We start from the raw sequence: 17,392 nt of genomic DNA, 5'->3' as shown, positions 1-17,392 counted from the left end.
AACGGCAAATTTTCGTTATCTGGACGCCACCCTTCATGGACGCGATCCAGCTACGCGCCGGAATTGTCTCGACAATCTCGAAATTTGGCGCGCCGGTCTTGAGAACATCAAGCTTTACGGTCGAGCAGTTCCAAACCCGCTGGCTGATGCGGTCACACCCGGCAATTGACAGCGACATGAACAGTAGGGACAGCGCACGCATCGCCGGATCGTGCGACTGATTGAGAATGTCTGCTACTGGGCAGAAGCGACCGCCCTCCCCTTCCGTCACGAAGACCCATGTTCGGCCATCCAGCGCTCCTTTGCCACTTCCCAGTTCCAGCCGTTTGTTAATCTCGGAAACGACGGCTGACGTCCGGCCAAATCGAGGTAAAGGAGCAATTGAGATCGAGTGATAGCGGAACGCCTCCTTGTGAAAGTCGACGAGTCTATCGCTCAGGCAAGGGCGGCTATCGGCTGTCCGCACCATAAATTTAGGCGCAAGCAGACTAATTGCCCTAACGCCACTGGTTAAAAACCACGATCGAAAAACGCCCTGCAAAGGTTTTCATTAACGAATGCCGGCTATTGATGGCGCCTGTGTGGCCGTCCCGCACATGCGTAATTGATTAGGGCGTGTCTGGAGAATATCGTGAAAAACTTGCGGATCAGTTCGAAGCTGATAGCTTGCTTTGCAATCCTCTTGATGACCCTCTTAGTCGTCGGTGGGCTTTCGATTCGCAATCAGAACGCCTTGAGCGCGGGCACTTCCGATATTGCCTCTCGTCTGGCCCGGTTGCAGAAGCTGACCCACAGCATCGACACACAGACCTCGAACGTTCGCGCCGAGGAAATGACCCATATTGTCAGTAGGTCGCCCGAGGCGATGGCGGCGCATGACAAGGCGATGCACGTATCACTCGACTTGATCGATCAGTCGCTGGCTCAGGTCAGGTCGATGGAGCAGGATCCGGTGGCAAAGACAGCGATGGAGGATTTCGCACCGATCTGGCAGCGCTTCACCAATCATATCCCGCAAACCATCGCCCTCTCGAGCCGCGATGAGACCGATGCAGCGCAGGCCAGTGCGTTGCAGGAGGTCAAGGACTATGATGCGCAGAACGCCGCACTGGGTCGGGCCGAAGACGCCTATACGGCCGCCATGGACAAGGCTCGCGCAGAGGCCAAGGCAACCGCAGAGACGGGGCGCTTGATCACCATAGCGATGATCTTGGCGGCGGTCGCATTGACCATCGCGCTTCTGACGCTGCTGATCCGCCAGATCGCCAAGCCCCTGAACACCATGACCAAGGCCATGGGCGAATTGGCCGCTGGCAACATGGCTGTCCACGTGCCCGATGCCGATCGCCGGGACGAACTCGGCGATCTGGCCAGCGCCATGACCAAGTTTCGCGACCAACTCGCTGCCGCCGAAAGGTCGAAGGCTGAACAGACCACGCTGATCGTCGACAGCATCGGACGAGCGCTATCCAATCTGGCGAAGGGCGATCTTCTGACACGCGTCGATGCCGATCTGACCGGCCCGTTTGCCACGCTGAAAACCGATTTCAACGCTGCTGCCGAGGCCTTGCAGAATGCGTTGGCCCAGGTTTCGACGGCGGTGACCGGCATCAATGGCGGCGCCGGCGAAATCCGCACGGCCTCTGATGATCTGTCGATGCGGACCGAGCAACAAGCGGCCAGCCTGGAGGAAACGGCCTCCGCCATCGATGAAATCAGTGCGACGATGCGCACTACCGCCCAGCGTACGGCGAGCGCTAACGCGGCGGTGCGCGGCGCGCGCGATCTGGCTGAGCAGTCGGGTGGTATCGTTCAGAACGCCGTCGAGGCGATGGACGGCATCGAGCGTCGCTCCAACGAGATTTCGGACATCATCGCCGTCATCGACGGCATCGCGTTCCAGACGAACCTGCTGGCCTTGAACGCCGGGGTCGAAGCGGCGCGCGCCGGTGATGCAGGCAAGGGCTTCGCGGTTGTCGCATCGGAAGTCCGCGCGTTGGCCCAGCGTTCGGCCGATGCCGCCAAGGACGTGAAGGAAAGGATCAGCGCCTCGTCTCAACAGGTCGCAGAGGGTGTCCGGCTGGTTGGCGAGGCAGGCCAAGCTCTGACAGGCATCATCACGCGCATTGTCGAAGTCAGCGGATTGGTCGGCGAGATCGCCAATGCCGCCGAACAACAGGCGGCTGGCATGCAGCAGGTCAATACGGCCATCGGCGAAATGGACGGCGTCACCCAACAGAACGCCGCGATGGTTGAGGAAGCGACCGCTGCGGCACGGAGTCTGGCGACCGAAGCCGACGGCTTGGCCCGCCAGATCGCGCGGTTCCAGATCGGACAATCGGTGGATACCTTGCCGGCCAATGTCCACACGCTCCAAGCCCGCCTCTCAACCGCAGCCCCACGCCTGCGAGGCAAACCGATGCCGCTGGCACAGAGCAACGCCGCACTTGCCGAGGACGATTGGTCTTCATTCTGACGGGCGCGGGTTGGCCCATCAGGGTTCTTGGCAATCCTGACGGGCCGTACTCGCCCTGATGCCACTCCGCGAGCTTCACCCATGCGAAGCAACGACATGCCATCCGCACCACTGCTGCAGTTGTACCGCCCCACCAGTATCGCCAAGCACCGCCAGCCCATCGAAGTGGCGGATCAACCGCACAGCCGTCACCAAGCAGCCCTCCGTCCGATTGACCGCCGTCTCTGACCCCACATTCACCTCAGCATGATCTCGCGAAGACTCGACCCACGCTCATAGGTCAGCCGGAAGGCGCAGACGATTTTTCTATCAATGCGAACCGTCCGTGGGATTGCAGACATTGGCGACGCTCGTAACCAGCATCGTCAGGCAATCGCGCTCGTTGACTGTAGCCGCCCGATTCATTTGCCGCCCATAAAAATTGGCACCACCATAGATTTGAGACCATTCCACCAATGCAATCGATTTGATCGTTTTCGATCACCCCGCGGATGTAAAACCTGAACGATTACAGGCAATTCTGTTCAGGTGACGGAACGTGACGGGCACGTAGATCATTTGCCCCGACACCTGTTTCCCAGAAGGATGTGATCATGAAATTTGTGAGTTTGCTTGCCGCTGGCCTCGCCGTCGCCACTCTCGGCTTGAGCGCCAGTGCTGATGCACAGCGCTGGGGCCACGATGATCCGAGAGGTCCTCAAGCACGGCCTGGCCGTCATGGTCCTCCGCACCGCGGACCGGATCGGTATGACCGCCACGACGGCCCGCGTTGGCAAGGCCGCAACCACTATCGTCAAAAGCGCTGCCGGATCGAATATAGCCACCGGGCGCACAAGCGCATCCGCGTCTGCCGGTGACCTGACGGTGTGGCGTCACTGGAGGCGCCACACCTCTACCAGCCCAATCCAAATAATCCGCTAGGATCGGCTAATACGTCACGCTCACATCGCACTTCGCCGGCACCGCGAAGCAACCCTATCGTGATCATTTGACACTTCATGCCCGTTCCCGGCGCATTCCCCGCAGGGCAAACGCGGCGATCGATCGAACGGCGCGAATGGACGCATACGACAATGTTGTAGGTCAGGGGTATTGATCTAAATCAGTGCTCGTCGCTATCAACCCACCTTATGCGGCATGGCTCAACGTCAGGGGGGATCGAGATGACGGGCTATGATGACGACATCTCGTTACAGCCATTTTTGCAGAGACTGGCGCAGCTAGTTGCCCTGACCGAAGACGAGAGTGAGGCAATCAGGGGGCTGGAATTCGAGCTGGTAAGCATTCCGCGACACCGCAATGTGATCGCCAAGGGTGAAACGCCGTCCTATTTATATGCTGTGCTCGATGGCTGGGCCGGTCGCTACAGCCTACGCCCGGACGGCACTCGACGGATAACGGGCTTTGTTGTGCCTGGTGACTTTTGTGGCATACATGCTGTCTGCCACAGCCCCTTGGATCATGCAATCGTAGCGCTGACCGACTGCGTCATAGCAAAGGTCAGCCTGGGTCAGCTGGAACAGCTGGTAGCGCGCTTTCCAGTGATCGGGCGGGCGCTATGGCACGCAAAGCTTGTCGACGAGGCCATCTTACGCATCTGGCTCTTGAATTCGAGTGACGCGTTTCGCACGCTTGCACATCTGCTCTGTGAATTCGAGGCTCGCCTTCACCCAGGCGAAACCAGCGGATCGCGTCAGTTTCAGTTGCCAGTCAATCAGGAGCATCTCGCGGATGCGCTGGGGCTGACTCCCGTCCACCTCAATCGAGTGCTTCAACGTTTGCGAGCATCCGGCGTCATCGATCTCTCGCGTAAAGTGCTTACCATTCCCGACATCAATGAGCTTCGAAAGGCAGCCCATTTTGATTGTAGCTACCTTCATGCGCCAACGCCTTTGCAGCATCCTGTCACTGAGAACACGCTATAGTCTCATCGTCGGTGGACGGCCGACGCCGCTGCGCAGCCATCACTGCGGCACAAAAAAAAGGGCCAGCATGAGCCAGCCCACAAGTTTTAGGAGAGGATGCCTGAAAGGCGTAGCCATGTTGCAGGCGCGAAGGCGATGTTGCAAGCGCTAACATGAGCTTGATACATTTTCCAAAATTGATTGGCATTCATCCAGCCTTCCGTATCGCGCAGGCGCAAAACGGGTCGCGAGCTGGATCCTAAGGGCAGAAGCGACATGGCCTGATTTGATGGAGGACAAAACGACGTCAGCCCGATCCCATGGGGCTACTATTGGCCTGAAACGCCGCAAATTGTCGCTGCGCCCCCCACTCATGAGGTTCTGCATCATCGTCCAATAGCCGAGAACTGAACCGCGCCAGGTTTGTCGGAGGCATTTGCTACTGAGAGGGGGAGCTATTGACCCAATTGCAGACGTAAAGAATCCCATTTCCACCTCCCTACTTCAGACATTCGTTCATCTGGTCTCGGCTAGGTATTTAGTCCTTTACACGAGCATTTCACACGATCGGTGGACGCTTCCGCCACGCTACGCCGGCAGCGACTGCGACTGCCAAAATTCCAATAGGGCGTCCGCGGCGTAGCATCGCGAAACCAACCGTCGCTATCGCACCGTTGCCCACGACATTGATGAGCGCGCTAACCGACCCATTGCGCCGCCCGGTCGCAGGTTGGGATTGCGGAGGCCCCGCTAGTCGAGGCGCTACGAACACGCGCTGGTCATTCGGTGGAAGATCGGAGGTCGAAGCGGCCCCTTCGACCTGTCGTTCCAGTTCGGCGTTCAATTCCGCACCCAACAGGAACACGTATGCGGTAAGCCAGAGCCACGTCAGCGTCACAATGACCGCGCTCAGCGAGCCGTAGGTCGCGCCGTAGTTGCCGAAATTGGATACGTAGAACCCGAACCCTGCCGTGCCTGCCAACCATAGCAACGTCGCACCCGCGGACCCTGGCGATAGCCATATCCAGCGAGGTTGTCGTTGGTCTGGACCGAACCGGAACAGGACCGCTGCAGCCGTCACAACCAGTACGGCCAAAAGCATAAAACCGACGACCCTTATGACTGTCAGAACGGCAAGCGGTGCGTTCGGGATGAGCCCGCTAAGGAATGCGAGGAGCATGGTCGTGCCGATTGCGGCGAACATCATCAGGACGCCGCCGGCGACCACGGCGAGCTTGAACAGGTTCAAACGGACGAAGCCTCGGCTCTCCTCCGTATCGTAGGCGACATTGAGACCGGTGATGATCGCTGCAGAACCCTTTGTCGCACCGTACCAGGCCAGCAACAGCGCAACTACCAGCCCAATTCCTTGCTTGTCCTTCGAACTTTCCACGACCGTCAGCAGTTGGTCCGAGATGATGGATGCCGCATCCCTGGGCAGCGAGGCGAAGACGCCCTCGATATTGCGCCGTACCGTCTCCGCCTCGGCGAACAGACCGTAGCTCAAGACGACGGCACCCAGCGTCGGGACGATGGCAGCGAAGACGTAGAAGGCGATACCGGCGGCAATGATGCCAATATTGTCGTCCCCCATCTCCTTCCACGTACGCTTCAGGATTGCGAGCCATCCCGCGGGCGGTACCTGTAAGGGGGAGTTCGCGCCGGCGCCTGCGCCATGATCAGATACGTTCATGCCACCTGCTCCCGTTCGGCGCCCGCGAATTCCAAGCATGCCTCCACTGCCGCGCCCAGGCTGCCGACGTAGAGGTCCGCGCCCAACGTGCGCTGTATCTCACGATCGGTGAGCGCCGCTTCGCCTTCCGGCCATAGACCGACAAGAATCGGAACATTACCTACGCGGGACCGGATGCGTCGTACGAGATATCGGAGATGGGACGGCGAGCCGCCGATCTCGAGGTAGGATATGCATACGAGGCGGGTGCCCGTAGCATCAAGACGATCAATGTTCGCACGTGATCCGACGTCATGCGAAACCCGTTTTGCGCCAAAGCCGCGCTTCGCAAGCAACTGCTCGAGCATAGCCGTAACGGCATCGTCGAGTACGCCACGGCCGGCAATGCACAGGACGCTTCCGTCGGCTTTCCATTGGGCTGGCGCTGCCGGAAGGGTGGCCGGTGCCGTCTCCTCGAACCCTACCCCTTCTCCGACTAGCGGATTCAGCCGACCCTCCCGCGCCTTGGTCGCGCTAGCCGTGTCCTCCTGCTCATGGAGTTCATTTACGAGCACCAACATGGAGTCGACGACCCTAGTCGCGCGTTCGCGGGTGATGGCACCTCGTTCAACGTCTGCGGCCGCCAATTTGAGTGCGGCCAGCGCCACCTCGTCATAATAGGCCGTCAGCGACCGTTCCGCGAGATGACTTTCCGCTTGTTCGAGTGCCTCGTCCGGATCCTCTGCCAGCATCCGCTGATAGAAGCTTTCCACCGGGGTAAGGGCGGGTCGGTCGCCCAGTATAACGTCCAGGAATTCCAAGCTTGGAATATGCCGGCCCAACACGACTAGCAGCAGCGTCAGTGGCATCGACAGGACAAGACCTACGGGACCCCAAATCCATGTCCAGAACACCGCCGCCAGGACTACTGAAAGGGGCGACAGTCCGGTCGAATGACCGTACAGCAACGGTTCGATGACGTAGCCAATCAGCGGTTCGAGGACGACGAAGAGCGCTGCCACCATCAGCATCGTCGACCAGCCCGGATCGGCTCCAGCTGCCACTACCAATGGCAAGGCGGCCCCCAGCAGCGCGCCGATATACGGTACGAAACGGAGCACGCCGGCGAGAATGCCCCATAAGGCAGGAACCGGCAGGCCGATGATCCAAAGGCCGATACCCACGACGGTACCGAAGCTGGCGTTCACTGCCAATTGAGACAGGAAGTACCGGCTGAGCCGTCCGCCGGCGTCATCCATGGCGGCCGTCGTGCGGTGAAGATCGGACGAGCCGAAAAGGCGGATCATTCTATCCCGTAAGTCCTCCTTCTGCATTAGAATGAAGATTGCCACGACCAACACGATGACGAACGTTTCGAACGGCGCCACCACCGGTTCGAGGTAGCTGCCCACCTGTTCCAGTACCGGAATCTGCTTGTCGATGACACGGACGTTCAAGGGATGGGTCCGAGTGCCTCGCACGACATTGGGATCCGCGATCACGGCCGGGGGCGCAGTGTCAGGTCCAACGAACGGGAGCTCCTTCGTGATGAAGCCGGTCGCCCTATCGATCTTGGACTGAATGGTCGTGACGTAGCTTGGCGCCTTGTCCGATAGCGAAGCGGCCTGCATCCCGACCAATGTCCCTATGCCGCCAAGGACGCCTAAGGCGCTCATCACTGCCACGAAGATTGCCAAGCCCTTCGGCAACTTCAGGCGTCGCAGCAACAGGACGATGGGCGACAGGACAAAAGACAACAGCACCGCGAGCGTGACGGGTATCAACACGTCTTTGGCCAGGAAAAGCCCGGCTATCACGACCACGGCTACCGCAAGACCCAGCAAGCCGTCTCTGCTCGGCACTTTGGCGGCCGCCACCTGAGCAGCGGCTGCCCCTTGCTCAATCCTGTCGTTCATCAGTGTTCCCTTCGGGAACAGCAAACTCACGCTTGTCTACTTTGGTCCACTAACCCGTAGGCAGCCGATCCATCGCAAACGTATTTCTACGACAACACTCCAGAAAAACACGTGTTCGAACCTCGGGCCTTTATGCCGTCTCAGCCGAGGGGTATCCTTACGTAGCGTCAAAACTCTTCCGGGCAGCTGCGGATGCTAGCCACCTGCCAAGATCTTGACACTACGCCGCCTGCGGCAATCCGTCGGACGGACGTTGCTACTCGTATACCTTCTTCGGCTAGTCAACCAAGACGCATGACCCACATCCGGTCATTCAAGGTCGCCCTCCCCGGTCCCAACATCCGCCATTCATTCATCACAAAAGCGGTAGGCGTGCGGCGATTGCTCCAAAGTGGACGAAGCGAATGGATCGGGCGAAAGCGGACACACGTTACTGCTCTGGCTGGTCGGATACATATTGGATCGTGAGCGATTCCGTAGGTCGTCCGCCACCACCGAAGCATCGCCGCGTTTGCCCGTCGATCTCTGCGGTATGGACCGCTACGAGCAAATCGGTCGGGGAGGTCCGGGTCAGGAGGCGGCGCTCGCCAGCCGACGGGCTTGAAGCCACCACTCCGCAACGATGAGATTGGGCACCCAGCACCCCCACGAAGCCAGGCGGTATGCCATCACAAAGTCTGCGCCGGCTAAGCTTGCGAGCGGCAGGTACATTCTGAGCGTCACTGCGGACACCGCCAGGGCCGCGCTGCGTGTCATCCACCCATGGTGGTCGGCTAAGCGCCCCCCTATCGCTGCGACCAAGCCCAGCGCCGTCGTCGTCATCCAAGCAAGAGCCAGGACGGTGAAACCCGCTGCGCTGATTGCCCCGCCCAGCGCCGATGGCGCGATCCAAAGGGCGGCAGGCCCGGCCACGAACACCAGTCCGACATAGGCCCAACCTATCCGGCGATGGGCCCGCAAGTGCCGCGCCCGGAAACCTGGATGCAGTTGGAACGGCACCGCGATCAGCGTCAGTGCGGCCGGCACCGCATGCAGCGTCAGCGCAACGGGGTTGATGGTGACATTCGGCAGCGGTGCCGCGCCCGGCTTGCCAGGCAGGCCGTAGCGGAGTGAAATCAATCCGACGCCAATCGGCAAAATGGCGGCGAGAATCGCAAGGGTGGGCCGGCCGCCCTTGCCGGAAGGTTTATTGAAAGCGAGCAAGGGCATAAACCGATCCCTTCGCAAAAGGGGCCCGTTTGGCAGGCGGGCATGGAGCGACGTTTTCGGTCATGATGGTGATCCCGTGCGGTACGCGCCCAGCGCGCTGGTGAGGGCACAGGTAAGCGTATGATCTCAGACGAAACAGCTTGCAAAGTCCGCCAAATCGTCGCCATCGTCCAGATATGGCAATGGATCCCTTGTCGGACGTTCTGAGGCTACTCAAGCCTGCAAGCTTTGGATTCCGTGGTCTCAACGCAGGCGGAAGCTGGCAATTGCAGTTCCCGGCTAGTGCGGGGATCAAGGCCTATGCGATCGAGTCCGGCACCTGCTGGATGCTGCTCGACGCGGGCGGCGCCCCGGTAAGGCTTGGTCCGGGTGACGTTATGCTCCTGCCTGGCCGCTCAGCATTCAGGCTATATACGTCCACTACGGCAGAGCCCATCGATGCCTTCCAGTTCTTCCCCAGCTTTCCCGTGGGAACGACGGGCACCATCAATGGAGGTGGTGATTGTTTTGGCATCGGTGGTTTCTTCGATTTTGAGGGCCGACAAACCGCGTTGCTACTCGACGTGCTGCCAGCGGCCGTCCACATCCGATCGGAGGCAAGCCGTGCTGCGCTCGGAGTTCTGATCGGACGGCTCATGCAGGAATTGCGAGAACCCCAACTCGGCAGCTCGTTGATTGCTGGGCATCTCGCCCAGACATTGTTGATCGAGGCACTTCGCCTGCACTTGGCTGACCAAGCGGCACAAGCGCGGGGCTGGCTGGCAGCGCTGGGTGACTTGCGCATACGCGCTGCACTCTCCGCGATGCATGCCGATCCGGCGAAACCCTGGAGGCTCGCAGACCTCGCCAAAACTGCCGGCATGTCGCGGTCGAGCTTCGCGGCACACTTCAGGGAAACGCTCGGCGAGACCCCGCTGGAATATCTCACCAGATGGCGCATGATGCTAGCCGCCGACCGGCTGGCGCAGGGGCAAACGACGCTTGCGGTGGTGGCACCAATGGTGGGTTACGAGTCGGAGAGCGCCTTTGGCGCGGCCTTCAAACGCGTTCTGGGCCAATCGCCACGTCAGTTCGTCAAAGCCATCACCTGACTGCGTCGCAAGGACAGATGGCGGCTACGCCTCACGACAAGACCCATCTCCGGACGCCCACAGCAGAATCCTCGTTTCTCAAAAGCAGTCGTCTGTTCACATCACGGTTTGGGGCTTCTCCGGGCCACCAAGTACCGCGCTGGGCCGCTAGGACTGGGACTTCGCTGCCATTTCGCTCGCTTCAAGCGAAGGTCTACCTTCAGGTAGAAGCACCTGCGAGCCGGTCTCGACTGATCTGCTGGACGGGCGCTGATTTAGAGGCGAGGATGCTCCGCGTTAAGGGGACATCATGGCCGACGGTACCTGCGCACCGCGCGACATTCATCTGCTAACCACCGACGCCTTGCTTGCCGACCTGGTCGGCGGGCGCGCGTTGGCGCTCGGCGGCGGCGAGCAGCTGGCATTGGCATCCGACGACGCGCGCGCGGTTCTCGACTGGTATCGCATTAACCGCGGGAAGTGGGCCGGCAACCTGTCGGCGGCCGACACCGATGCAATCATCGACGTGATCGGCGCGCCGCCCCCGACTACCGAGGCGGAAGCCGAGAACGGCATGGTGCGCACTAACAAGCTGCTGCGGCTGGCCAAGGTCGAGGCGCACCGCTTCGCCGGCCTCCACGCCTATGGCCGGCCGAGCGCACCGCCTGCGTCCTTCGTGTTCGAGCCGGGCAAGCCGGTCATCCTGTTGGAAGGTGTGAACGGCTCGGGCAAGACCTCCATCGTCAATGCAATCATCTGGTGCCTGACCGGGCACCTCATCCGGTCGCAGCGTCCGCCTGAGAAAGGGCCGTTGGATTTCGCGTGCGAGATCGCACGCGACGACGGCACGACCACTACCCATCCGATGTCGGCGATCACGCCCTTGCCGCTGAAGTCCGCCGAGCTGCCGCCTGATGGCGAGGCGATCCCCGCCGACAGCTGGGTGGAGCTGACGTTTGCTGACGCGGACGGCGCGATGCTGCCGCCGCTGCGCCGCAGCCAAAGCCGGTCTCCGCGCGGAAAACTCAACGAGGCTGCGCCAGACCTCGACGTAGTTGGTATCGACCCCGTCGCCTGGCGGATCGCGACCACGATGCCGGCCTTACTCCCGTTCCTCTCGGTCGGCTCAGCGTCACAGCTCGGCGAGGCGGTCGCACGGCTGACGGGGCTAGCCGACCTAGTGGATCTTGCCCGGCACGCTGAGAAGATGTCGACGCGGATCACCAAGACCGCGACGCCCGAGATCGAGAAGCAGCGGGTCGAGATCGCCGGTCGATATCAGCAGGCGGCCGACGACCTCGCCGGTATCATCGTCGAGACACCGGCGATCTCGTTCGAAGGTGACGTGCCTGCTGTCGACGGAGAGAAGGCCGCGGAAAGTATCACCGAGCTCTCCGCCCATTTCGCTGACATGAAGGCAACGGCGTTGAGCGAGGCCCAGGGCGTGCTCGGCGGAGCATTCGATCCCCAGAACAAGCAAGCGCGCGACGACCTCGAGGCCAGCATCGCTCCGGCGATAGAGCGGTTACGGACGGCGGGTGAACTGCCGTCGATTGCTCGCCTGTCCGCCCTGAAGGTGGATGCCGCCGAAATGGCCAACGTCGTTGCGTTGCTGACGCAGGTAGAAGTGGAGGCCGCCACACTCGCTCAGTTGGCCACCAATCCCGACCGCGCCCGCCGTGCTCAGCTTTACGCCAAGGTTTCAGCGTGGATGCACGATCACGCGCATGTCGATGACGGCACCTGTCCGGTCTGCGTCGGCCAATTGCATGGCGCATGCGATCCGGTCACTGGGGAGCCCGTCGTCGATCACCTCACCGAGGCGGCCCGTGACCGTCAGGTGATCGCTAGGACGATCGCCGATTGGGCGGGGCATTGGGTCGGACATTTGCTGCAGGCGCTGCCGCCGGCGATCGCGAGGGAAGCACGCAGCGACCTGCCCGCCGGCCCCGCCGCGCTGCTTCGAAGGGGGCTCGCCGATGAGCTGTTCGCCAGCGACCCGTTTCAGGGCGCGCTGGGCGCGCTCCGACCCGATGCCGAGAAGCTAATCGACGAACGGCTCGCCGCTTTGCCCGGATTCACCGAGCCCGCAGATCGTTTGATGCCTGTCGCCCTGGGGAGGTCGGTCGCTGGCCTTCAGCAGATGATCGAGCGCGTTTACCGCGCGCTGGCGTTCGCGGAGTGGCGCGAAACGGCCAGCGAGCCGCTAAAGGCATTTCTGCAGGCGGTCCGGCGCGGTGATGATGGCGACACCGATGCGCCGCGCGCGATCGGACGGCGGCTGACGTTGCTGCTGCGGATCGTCGAGGGTGTCGCCCCGCTCAACTCCGCGATCGAGCAGGTGCGGCGACTGGAAGCTGCGCGCGTGGCTCATGCCGCGAAGAAGGAGCGGATCGCGGCCTGTGGGCGTGCCTCTGCTGCGCTTAACGTGCTCGTCCCCCTCGGTGGGCTCGCGCAGAAGCAAGTCGATACGCTCCGTCGCAAGCTGCACAACCGGTCCGAGCACTGGCGCCGTGCGATCTATCGCAATGCCACGACCTTTGCGCCCGACTTGGCGGGCACCGGTATGAATGCGCGCGGTGTGCTCGACCTCAAGGTCGGTCGGGACGGCGTGACCGCACCGGCGCAGCACATCTCCAACGCGTCGGCGCTGCGTGGTGCGCTGCTCGGCTTCTTTTTTGCCTTCCGCGAGCACGTTCTCGCCACCCGCGGCGGACTGGAGTTGCTCGTGCTGGACGATCCGCAGGAACTGCTCGATCACGATAACCGCCAGCGGCTCGCGCACGGGTTGGCCGCCGTCGCCGCGGCCGGCGCGCAGCTATTCGTCACCACCCATGATCGCCGGTTCGCCCGGTCGGTCGTCGCCGAGAACCGCGCCGACGATCGCGTTCAGCACCTGTCAGTCCATGCGGTGAATTTCGTGCATCCCACGCTGAGCCTGTCGCCGACCATTGAGGAAGTCGATCGGCGTCGGCAGGCGTTCGTCGCCAATGTCGATTCGGCGACCGACGCGCAGAATTATGCCTCCGACCTGCGCGTGTTCATTGAGGGACGCCTGGGCGACCTGTTCGACGATCTGGCGGAGCCGGCGCACGCGACCTCGACCCAGGCGCTGACGCTGTTCCCGCTGCTCGACCGGCTGCGCGCGCTGATCGCCGCCGGCAGCAGCGAGCTGTTCACGAACCCCGTCCTTAAGCGCTTTGTCGACGACGCCGGACTTGCTGATGGCGCGGCTGCCCGCCGGATCCTCAACAAGGCGCATCATCAGGATCGCGCATCGATCACCTACATGGACGTGAAGGATGTCGAACCAGCGTTCACCCGCCTGCGCACCGGCGTCGAGAAAGTTCACGAGCAATTCCGCCTCCACCGCTGGCGCGAACCACTCGCGGCGACCGACCCAGCTGACACCAACGTAGTGCTACTGCCGGTCATGGTCCGACCGGGCTTCTCAGTACCGCTCTGCCCCGACATCGCCGCCTTCGCCGGCGCAATGCCAGCGGGTGGTTCGCAGGATACCGCCAGCGAGCAACTCGATGGCGACTGGTTCGACGGCAAGGCGTTGTTCTACGTCCGCGGCGAAACGCTAGGCTTCTCGATTCCGTCCGGCGCGATCGCCATCGTCGAGGCCGAACCCTATCCCGGTCGCGACCGCAACCTGGTGATTGCCCGGCACCAGGGAAACGTGTTGGCGCGCCGACTGGTCAAGGCGCCCGGTTCTCTCGGCATCTCGCTCGCGGCGCAGACGCCCGATCCGCGAACCCCGCGCCCGACGATGACTTATGACGAGAGCAAGGTGCGCCTGTACCGGATCGTCGGCGCGATCTTCACCGACATGCCCCCGCCGGTAGGCGGCGGCGAAGCGACGCCGGTCGATGCCGCGCCCGAGTTGACGCGGATCGAGGTCGCCTATCGTGTCCGCGAAGACAGCGCGATCCCACTGGTATTACCGGGCCAGGTAATTCTAGGCGGCGGCGAGCTAAGCTCTAGCGATTTGAACGCGTGGGAAGGTAAGCTCGTTGCAGTTACGCTCAACGACGGAACCAGCGTGTTAAAACGGGTAGGTGCCCGCCTTGGCGGTGATCTTGCTCACCTTCGTCAGTTCGAAACCATTGGCGGATTGGGTTCCTCGATCGTAGTCGCGACCGAGACAATCGACGACGCGGCAAGCACGCCTGTTATGGCGTCAGCGCGCCGCGTGTTAGGCGTGCTGTACGAGTAAGGGCTGCGAACGTCCGTAGCAGGCGGTACGGCGGCACGGCGGCCCGGCGACCAGCACCTCAATGGGTTGTCTTGATACGAATCCGCAGAGAACCGCCGACCCAGTCTAGGTCATCCACGCGACGGTCGTCGCTTCCCAAAACCAGACGTTCGTTCACCGGGGAAAGTCGCAGCGATCCGTCACATCCCCCGCTTTGAGCAACGGAGGAAATGTGGCAGATGCACCGGAGTCATATTCAAGTCTCAATCAGCCTGCCGACCGTCCAAATGGCTGTGTTTCAAGCAGCAGGTTGACCATCACCTTCTACCTCATCTCCCGTGCTCTCGATCGACTTTCCTCCTCTCTCGCTTTCGTACGCAACATCTTGCGCGACACTTGGGCTCGACGTCGATGTAGCCGCCGTCACAGGCATCGCGGCCTTTGCGTCGGCCTGACGTTCGACCCTGAGCGAGTCCTTCAGCGCAGAGAGCGACACTCTCAGCGCCGGCATGTCGGCGATGAGCTCCAACGGGTCGTCCTCCAACCGGTTCTCCCGTCGAATCCGTTGGGTCGACCGTCGGATCGCCTCCGCTTCGGTCGAACTGTCCAGCAGGTTCTCGATCTTCTCTAACAGATTGGCGACTTCCTCCCTGGTGGCAGTCCTTTTATGATCGCGAACAAAAAGCTGTTGCTCGCGATCAACGAGATGGCTGAGTCGATCGCGTCCCGCTTCCGCCTCGGCCTTTCGGCGCAGCCTGTTAAGTTCGGCGAACAGCCTGCCCATTCGTTCGAGGTAGAGTTGGACGTCCGCAGCCAGCTCCTCACATGGTTCCTCGCACAGCCTGACCACCGCTCGGGCGAATGGCAGCTTCTCGATCCTGACGTTCTTGCCGCCGAGCACGGTTTCGATGAGGTCGAACATGCCAGTGCCGCCCGGCCGCCCGTTTAGCTCAACGTCGATCACCGATGCGGAACTTGCCGCACGATACATGGAGAGTTCCCTAAGGCATAGGTTAGCCGCCGCCGCGGCGAGGCCCGGCGGTAACAGGTCCTCGATTTCAGCTATCTCCCCAACGTCCTGACCTACCTTGCCAAGCTGCAGGACGAGATCCCCCGCCAACAGGCCGCTCAGCGGCTTTTTCTTGAGCAGCTTCACGGCGTCGTCGCCAGCGGTGTCGGAGTCGAGCAGGACGACAACCGGCGGCTTCTCAGCGTCGCGGCCGCGCACGAGGTGGACCATGTATGGGACATGGCTCGCCGACCCGCACGGCACGATGACCATGCCATTGAGGTCTAGGGACTCGTTCTCCGGACGGCCGGCTTTGCGGATCGAGCGGGCGGCACCGGCGAGCAGCACCTGCTCGGTGATCCCCTCAACGAGGAGATTCGCCGAGCCGACGAAAGCGGTCTCACCGACGAACGCGCCGAACGCAGAACGGAGGGGCTCGTAGTGGTTCTGCGCAGCGTTATCGACGACTAGGGTTCCGTCCCGCCCCCGCCCCTTCTCGAGGACCCGGATCCGCTCCGCATGGTTTTTGTCAATTAGGAAAGGCGAATGGGTCACGTAGACTACCTGCACCGCGGGACGCTCGGGCTGATCCTCGGCGAGGTCGCGCAGGATACGCATGAGGTCCTGCTGTGCCTCCGCCGACAGGTAGGTGTCAGGCTCATCCATGAGCAGGATGCGCTCGCGTGTCCCCGGCCGGTGCGCCTGGGACTGGATGAGGTAGGAGAGGAAATATTTGAGCCCGCTGCTGCGCTCGGCGAATGTGTACTCGCTTCCCGTGCGATCTCGGATGGTAAAGAACAGATCGTGCTCTCGCGTGTCGACGCGCAGCGAGAAATCGCGGTCCTGCACCCACCAGCGCCGGAAATTCAGAGCCTGCTCGATCTGGTGGTTGATGCGCTCAACCAAGGCGTTCGCGTACCCGTCCTCTCCATCCGCGATGGCGTCGGCGAGCTCGGCGATCGCCGGCGGATCGATCCTCGCTAGATTGACGAGCAGACTGCGCGCGAGATCCAGCGCGCGATTGTCTTCCTTCGTTCGGGCGGGCTGGGCGAGTTCATCGATCAAAGGCCGTAACACCCCGAAGATGCTCGGCGCGTTGCTTACGACTGTGGATGCATCGTGACCGACCATTGCTGCCAGGGACGACACTTTGTCGAGCAGCGAGTCGCGCATGCGGCGCTTGTCGGCTGGGTTGCCCGAAACGATCCAGCTGAACGGCACGCTGTCTGGGAGCGCGACGTCGGAATAGATCCGGTAGGTGCTGGGCAGGAGAGCCGTGAACCGGTCCGCCGTCGGACCGTCGAGGATGTGCGGTTCCCACCCACCTTCCCTGAGAGGCGTCCAGACGGTCAGCGCGTCTGGCCCCTCCCTGAACATCATGAACTCGGTAGCGACCGGTCCACTGGCGCCGAGAGTGCCCCGGATCGCATCCCACTCGTCCGACGTCACATCAGACCACGTCACGCCGAGGTGCGGCCAGCACGCCTGCTCCGCCGTGACGCCGAAGAACTCACAATAGCGGCAGAGGTCCCGCCGGGTGAAGCCCTCGCCGGATACCGCCTTCTCGATAGCGCTAAGGAGATGGCTCTTCCCCGATTCGTTCGCACCGACGACAGTCGTCAGATGCTCGTCGATCCTCACTTCGATATAAGGAAACCACTGGCCGCGGAAATTTTCCCACTCGCCTCGCGGCACTGCGCCGGGCTTCGCCGCGCGGATGCGGTCGAAGTTGAACGACTTGTAGAAGCGCGCGTAAACGGTCGAAAGCCTCATCCCATCCCCCTTGAGCCTCGTAGCCCATGCGCGGGCGCGCCGGCCCTCCGCAACGTGTCGGCAGCCTGCTGCGGACCGACCGGTGGCTCCAACCATGATTGATCAGGTTACATGGTAGCACGCCAAAGTCGCCCCGCAACGCCTCGTCCCCATTCCGTTTGC

9 protein-coding genes are annotated in these 17,392 nt (G+C 61.9%); 5 read left to right on the top strand and 4 right to left on the bottom strand.

The annotated features are described in order from the left end of the window. Positions 1-35: 35 nt before the first annotated feature. The 3 genes from ACQR50_RS04230 (at position 36) to ACQR50_RS04220 (ending at position 4,401) form a co-directional block, all read left to right on the top strand. Positions 36-221, top strand: a complete 186-nt coding sequence (locus ACQR50_RS04230; protein WP_428969914.1) for a hypothetical protein — start codon at positions 36-38, stop codon at positions 219-221. Between the two features lie 410 nt (positions 222-631). Then, positions 632-2,476 (top strand): methyl-accepting chemotaxis protein, encoded by a 1,845-nt coding sequence (locus tag ACQR50_RS04225; RefSeq protein ID WP_428969913.1) that lies wholly within the window; start codon positions 632-634, stop codon positions 2,474-2,476. 1,163 nt (positions 2,477-3,639) lie between these two features. Next, the gene (locus tag ACQR50_RS04220; protein WP_428969912.1) at positions 3,640-4,401 is read left to right on the top strand and encodes a Crp/Fnr family transcriptional regulator; all 762 of its coding nucleotides are present in this window, start codon (positions 3,640-3,642) and stop codon (positions 4,399-4,401) included. Between the two features lie 538 nt (positions 4,402-4,939). On the opposite strand, the gene ACQR50_RS04215 is transcribed toward ACQR50_RS04220, so the two are convergent. The 3 genes from ACQR50_RS04215 to ACQR50_RS04205 form a co-directional block, all read right to left on the bottom strand. Beyond that, positions 4,940-6,073: a YihY/virulence factor BrkB family protein gene (locus ACQR50_RS04215; protein ID WP_428969911.1), complete on the bottom strand. Its 1,134-nt coding sequence runs from the start codon at positions 6,071-6,073 to the stop codon at positions 4,940-4,942. Continuing rightward, positions 6,070-7,998 (bottom strand): AI-2E family transporter, encoded by a 1,929-nt coding sequence (locus ACQR50_RS04210; RefSeq protein WP_428969910.1) that lies wholly within the window; start codon positions 7,996-7,998, stop codon positions 6,070-6,072. The genes ACQR50_RS04215 and ACQR50_RS04210 overlap by 4 nt, the downstream gene beginning before the upstream one ends. A gap of 540 nt (positions 7,999-8,538) precedes the next feature. Beyond that, positions 8,539-9,177, bottom strand: a complete 639-nt coding sequence (locus ACQR50_RS04205) for a DUF2306 domain-containing protein (protein WP_428969909.1) — start codon at positions 9,175-9,177, stop codon at positions 8,539-8,541. Between the two features lie 176 nt (positions 9,178-9,353). Between ACQR50_RS04205 and ACQR50_RS04200 the strand changes: the two genes are divergently transcribed. Together ACQR50_RS04200 and ACQR50_RS04195 are read left to right on the top strand one after the other, a co-directional pair. Then, positions 9,354-10,268 (top strand): AraC family transcriptional regulator, encoded by a 915-nt coding sequence (locus ACQR50_RS04200; protein WP_428969908.1) that lies wholly within the window; start codon positions 9,354-9,356, stop codon positions 10,266-10,268. 289 nt (positions 10,269-10,557) lie between these two features. After that, positions 10,558-14,469 carry an AAA family ATPase gene (locus ACQR50_RS04195; protein WP_428969907.1) on the top strand — a complete coding sequence of 1,304 codons (3,912 nt, stop codon included), beginning with the start codon at positions 10,558-10,560 and terminating at the stop codon, positions 14,467-14,469. A 277-nt stretch (positions 14,470-14,746) separates the two neighbouring features. On the opposite strand, the gene ACQR50_RS04190 is transcribed toward ACQR50_RS04195, so the two are convergent. After that, the gene (locus tag ACQR50_RS04190) at positions 14,747-17,230 is read right to left on the bottom strand and encodes an AAA family ATPase (protein ID WP_428969906.1); all 2,484 of its coding nucleotides are present in this window, start codon (positions 17,228-17,230) and stop codon (positions 14,747-14,749) included. Positions 17,231-17,392: the final 162 nt, after the last annotated feature.

Source organism: Sphingomonas sp. Xoc002, from assembly GCF_050408055.1.
GTDB lineage: Bacteria > Pseudomonadota > Alphaproteobacteria > Sphingomonadales > Sphingomonadaceae > Sphingomonas > Sphingomonas yabuuchiae.
The sequence above is the reverse complement of the archived record's forward strand: the minus strand, read 5'-3'. Positions and strand labels throughout refer to the sequence as shown.

What these genes read in the sequence shown, in the direction of transcription:
- ACQR50_RS04205 (WP_428969909.1), bottom strand. Translation starts at nt 9,177, where the DNA reads ATGCCCTTGCTCGCTTTCAATAAACCTTCCGGCAAGGGCGGCCGGCCC.
- ACQR50_RS04195 (WP_428969907.1), top strand. Translation starts at nt 10,558, where the DNA reads ATGGCCGACGGTACCTGCGCACCGCGCGACATTCATCTGCTAACCACC.
- ACQR50_RS04215 (WP_428969911.1), bottom strand. Translation starts at nt 6,073, where the DNA reads ATGAACGTATCTGATCATGGCGCAGGCGCCGGCGCGAACTCCCCCTTA.
- ACQR50_RS04220 (WP_428969912.1), top strand. Translation starts at nt 3,640, where the DNA reads ATGACGGGCTATGATGACGACATCTCGTTACAGCCATTTTTGCAGAGA.
- ACQR50_RS04230 (WP_428969914.1), top strand. Translation starts at nt 36, where the DNA reads ATGGACGCGATCCAGCTACGCGCCGGAATTGTCTCGACAATCTCGAAA.
- ACQR50_RS04190 (WP_428969906.1), bottom strand. Translation starts at nt 17,230, where the DNA reads ATGAGGCTTTCGACCGTTTACGCGCGCTTCTACAAGTCGTTCAACTTC.
- ACQR50_RS04200 (WP_428969908.1), top strand. Translation starts at nt 9,354, where the DNA reads ATGGCAATGGATCCCTTGTCGGACGTTCTGAGGCTACTCAAGCCTGCA.